Origin of the sequence: Paraburkholderia sp. (genome assembly GCF_034668105.1) — a bacterium.
In the GTDB taxonomy this organism is placed as follows: domain Bacteria; phylum Pseudomonadota; class Gammaproteobacteria; order Burkholderiales; family Burkholderiaceae; genus Paraburkholderia.
Map to the genome: position 1 here is coordinate 1 of NZ_JAXDPY010000115.1, position 4,671 is coordinate 4,671.

A 4,671-nucleotide genomic window follows, 5' to 3' on the forward strand; every position below is an offset into this window, starting at 1 on the left:
CGACGCGGCACTCCGCCGATCAGGCGGGCGATTCATTGGACCATGTCCATTCAGGAGCAACCATGGATTTCCGCTCTCAGCACAGCAGCCGTCCCGAACTGGTCGACGATCACGTCACGGATACCGCCGACGCCCCCGACCGCACGGTCCTCAGCGCCGTACGCACGTGGCTGCGGCCGGCGTGTGAAACGGCGCGCGGCAGCGTGCACTGGCGCGAGATCCTGAGCGGCGTGGGCTTGCGGCAAGACGGCATTGAACATTTCGACCTGCTGATGCGTTCGCTGATGCACGTGTCCTATCGTCCGCTCGACATGCGATGCCGCTGCGCCAGCGATCTCGGCAAGGACGAAGCGGTGATTCTGCAAACCATCGCGCTGCTGCAAAAAACGCACAGCGGCGCTGCGTTGCGCATGCTGAACGAATGGCTGCCGGCGCCGGCCGTCAGCGGCGTGTTGAAGCTGATCCGCTGGTTCGCCATCGATCTGCTCGACGCCGGCATCGAACTCGACGTGCAAGCGCGCCGCGTCACGTATATGCATTGAGGACCCGAGCGTATGACGTTGGAACTCGCTTATCTCTCGCTGCCGCGTGTGCGTGACAGCGTCGACTCGCAGGCAACGAATCACGCGAATGGCTCGCAAGCCGATCAACCTGTTCGACACGCACACGTTATCGTCGGCGTGACCGCGCCGCAATTCGCCTCGCATTCGCTGACTCGCCACTATCCGCGCAGCATTGCCGTGCCACGCGCGGGCGAGTTGCACCTGTGGCGGTTCCGTTGCGAATGGCTGCCGGTGGCGGTACAGGAAGGCGAGATGTGGCTGTCGAAGTCTGTTGTCGAGCGATGTCACAGCCAGCGCGTTCGACCTTGCCGACCATGGCCAGTGGCATGTGCTCGATCTGCCGATGTCGGGCAAGATTCGCGCGGCGGTTGCACTCGCGCAACCGGTCACGCACGTGCATGCTTTCGGATGGCCTAAGGCGTTGGTGTTTGGCAAGCCCGCTGCATAGTGTGGCGTGCCGTTATTGCGAATCGGATGGATTGACGCGCTGCGCGGCGATGCAGTCGGCCACGTGTTGGGCGGATCGAGCAACGCGGCTCGCGTTCGACCCAGGATGTCTCAAGGGAACGTGGTGATCGACCACGCCACGCATGCGGCATAAGCCTGCGGTGCCGCGACCCACTGCGCTGCAATCTCGCGCATGTCATCCGGAATCTGATTGCGCAGCCTCACCTCGGCACTGTCACGCGGCAGCACCGTCAGATGCTGCAAGCCGCGTGTGATACCCACACCCGTGGTTTTGACGAGCGCTTCCTTGGCGACCCATGCGTCATAAAACGCGGCGATCTGCTGCGTGACGCCTAGTTGCTCGATCCACGCCGCCTCGCTGGCATCGAGCGTCAACGACGCGATCGAACGCCAATCGAATTTATCGCTGTACTGCTCGATATCGACGCCGACGCGCCGGCACGGCGACATCGCGATCAATCCATGCGCGCCTGCATGGGAGACGTTGAAATCGTAGGCGTTGGAATGGGCAAGATGAGGGCGGCTGTTCGCATCGAGATTGAACCGCACGGCGTATGCCGCGATGCCGAGACGCCGCGCGAGTTGCTCGCGCAGTGCCGCGCGCACCGTTGCAAAACGCAATGCGTCTTCGTGGCGGCGAAAGCTTTGGGCTCTCGCGCGTTCTTCGTCGCTGAGCGGCGCGAAGGCAGCATCCTCCAACGGCGTGCCGAAAGCGAAATCGACCCGCCACAACGAAATGTCGGACGGGCCGTCGTGCGGCAATGGAATAGGTTCGATCGAATACATCGCGAGGGTTCGGATGTTGAACGTGCAGTCGCAAGGGAATATGCGCGACTGTACCCGAAATGATGTCCGATCCGATCTTCAGATGCGCTTCGCGTCCTTCGGCATGCCGTCAACCACGCCCTCACGTGCGTGCCGCATCGCTTCGAGCAGCGTCGCGTGATCGCCGATATGGTTGGCGAGCAACAGGATCAGTTGCGCATTGGCCGATTGACTCTGTGCATCGTCCAGATCGCGATGCATGTCGATCAGCGCCTCGTAGAAATCGTCGGGGCGCGTGAGATTGGGTTGCGTGTTCAATGTCATCACTGTCTCCTGCTATTCTTTCTTTTGCCGATGTGCCGATGTGCCGATGTGCCGCATGTGCCGAGACGCTCAGGCCGCCTCTTCCACGCACAACGCCCGCTTCAACGCATCCATCACAACGCTCGCATCGAGTTGCCGCCGACGCGCGCAGACATGCTGGTCCGGGCGGATCAAATAGAACGTGCCGGGTTTGGCGTCATAACGCGCGGCTGCAAGACCCTCGATGTCGTGCACCACCTTTGCACCCGAAGCCGCGGCGGCCTGTGCATCGCCACTCGTCACAACGACCAGCTTCAGCGGAATCGGACCGCTAAGCAAGGCATCCAACGCGGCTCGCGTCGCCTGATCGATAGCTTGCGAGCCGCAGAACAACACGCCCGTGAATTGCTGGCCGAGTTGCTGAAGCAGCCATGCCGGTTGTCCGCCCACATGAACCGGCGCATCGACGCACGATGCACCCGGCACCATCAATCCGTCGAAGCTGTCGCCGTCCGATGTATTCAGCGGGGAATCACGCAACACCGCCGGCACCGACAGGCGGCCACTATTCGTCAACTGCCGCGCAAACGGGTGATGCCGCGAGAGCTTCAGCACAGCGTCGCGGAACACGCGGCTAACCGGACTCTTCGGCGTGATGAAATCGGTTGAACGGGTGGAGTTGCGGATGTTTTCGTCCGCGGCGAATTCGCGCTCGCTTGCATAGGTGTCGAGCAACGCATCCGACGCTCGACCTTCGAGCACCATCGCCAGTTTCCATGCGAGGTTTTCCGCATCCTGCACGCCGCTATTCGCGCCGCGTGCGCCAAACGGCGACACGCCATGCGCGGAATCGCCGGCGAACAACACATTGCCGTGCCGGAACCGCTCCATGCGCAAACACGAAAACGTATAGACGCTGACCCATTCCAGCTCAAACTTCGCGTCCTGACCAAGCAATGCCTGCACGCGCGGAATCACACGTTCCGGCGTTTTTTCCAGCACCGGATCGGCGTCCCATCCTAACTGGAAATCGATCCGCCACACGTTATCCGGCTGACGATGCAGCAGCACCGATTGATTCGGATGGAACGGCGGATCGAACCAGAACCACCGCTCGGTCGGAAACTCCGCTTCCATCTTCACGTCGGCGATCAGGAAACGGTCTTTGAATGTGACGCCCTTGCTGTCGAGTCCCATCAGCGTGCGCATCGGGCTGCGCGAACCGTCGGCGGCGACCACATAGCGGCCGCGCAACGGGTACTGACCGTCGGGGGTATCGACAGTCAACGTCACGCTGGCTTGAGGGGTGCCCCGCGTGCCGTTCTGCTGCACGCCGACCACTTTGCTCTTCCAGCGGATCTCGAGATTCGGCATCTCCCGCGCGCGTTCGAGCAGAAAGCCTTCGACGTAGTACTGCTGCAGGTTGATGAACGCGGGCCGGTTATGGCCCGCTTCCGGTTGCAGATTGAACGTGTACACCAGTTCATCTTTCAGGAACACTTTGCCGACATTCCAGCTGATGCCCTTGTCCACCATACGCTGCCCGCAGCCGAGCCGGTCGAAGATATCGAGCGAACGCTTCGAGAAACAGATCGCCCGCGAACCGGTAGAGAGCGAACAATCGTCGTCCACCAGCACGACCGGCACGCCCTGCTGCGCAATATCGATCGCGGTAGCGAGGCCCACCGGCCCCGCGCCGACCACGATCACGGGATAAGGCGCGTGCTCCGCATCGCCTTGCCCGCCTGGTTCGCTTTGTTCGCGGCACGGCTTGTACTCGAACGACAGCGTCTGGTAGTTGATGCTCATCTTGTGTCTCCGTCCTTCTCTGCTCTGCTTGACGCCTTGCGGCCTTTCGAGGCCGTTATCAGGCTTGCAGCGCGTCCCACATTTCCTTGTCGCGCTGCGCGGTCCAGATGCGCGGATGCGTGATGCCGCTCGCTTCGTCGAAGGCACGTGAAACGTCGAACGGCAGGCAGTGCTCGTAGATGAACACGTGGCCGAACTTCGGGTCCATCGCCTTGCGGGTGTGCGCCATGGCGGCCTTCAGATCGAGCTTTTGCTCGACGGCCTCGCGGCCTTGCTGCAGCAGCGTGGTGACGAAATCTTTCGTGTAATCGAGGCCCTTGTTGACATCTTCCGGCGTGGTCAATGCGGGACCGCGGCCCGGCACCAGCTTGTCGGCCTTTAGCGCGCGCAGCGCTTCGAGCGTAGCCGGCCAGTGTTCGAGTTGCGCATCGCCGCAATAGCAGGCTGCGTCGTATTCGACCAGGTCGCCGGAGAACAACACCTTTTGCGACGGCAGCCAGACGACCGTATCGCCCTTCGTGTGACCCGCGCCCAGATGCGCGATACGCACTTCGAGCTTGCCGAGGAACAACGTCATTTCCTTTTCGAACACGAGTGTCGGCCACGTCAGGCCCGGCACCGTTTCGACGCCGGCACAGAGACGCGGGAAGCGTTCGATCTCCGACTTCATATCCGCTTCACCGCGCTCGACGATCATCTCGTACGTGCCGCGGCTCGCGATCACCTGCTGCGCGCCTTCCTCGAAATACGCCGACGCGCCGAG

General features: G+C 62.0%; 6 protein-coding genes. 2 read left to right on the plus strand and 4 right to left on the minus strand.

All coding sequences use genetic code 11. The features are described 5' to 3' along the window. The first annotated feature begins 62 nt into the window (after positions 1-62). Entirely contained in the window at positions 63-542 is a 480-nt protein-coding gene (locus QOC89_RS05585; protein ID WP_323044118.1) for a hypothetical protein, read from the plus strand. Between the two features lie 292 nt (positions 543-834). Beyond that, positions 835-1,011 carry a hypothetical protein gene (locus QOC89_RS05590; protein WP_323044119.1) on the plus strand — a complete coding sequence of 59 codons (177 nt, stop codon included), beginning with the start codon at positions 835-837 and terminating at the stop codon, positions 1,009-1,011. A gap of 110 nt (positions 1,012-1,121) precedes the next feature. On the opposite strand, the gene QOC89_RS05595 is transcribed toward QOC89_RS05590, so the two are convergent. From QOC89_RS05595 to QOC89_RS05610, 4 genes are all read right to left on the minus strand, one after another. Then, positions 1,122-1,817 (minus strand): 4'-phosphopantetheinyl transferase family protein, encoded by a 696-nt coding sequence (locus QOC89_RS05595; RefSeq protein WP_323044120.1) that lies wholly within the window; start codon positions 1,815-1,817, stop codon positions 1,122-1,124. A gap of 78 nt (positions 1,818-1,895) precedes the next feature. Beyond that, entirely contained in the window at positions 1,896-2,120 is a 225-nt protein-coding gene (locus QOC89_RS05600; RefSeq protein WP_323044121.1) for a DUF2783 domain-containing protein, read from the minus strand. A gap of 69 nt (positions 2,121-2,189) precedes the next feature. After that, entirely contained in the window at positions 2,190-3,908 is a 1,719-nt protein-coding gene (locus tag QOC89_RS05605; RefSeq protein ID WP_323044122.1) for an FAD-dependent oxidoreductase, read from the minus strand. Between the two features lie 58 nt (positions 3,909-3,966). After that, a partial coding sequence (locus tag QOC89_RS05610; protein WP_323044123.1) for an MBL fold metallo-hydrolase occupies positions 3,967-4,671 on the minus strand: 705 nt, incomplete at its 5' end.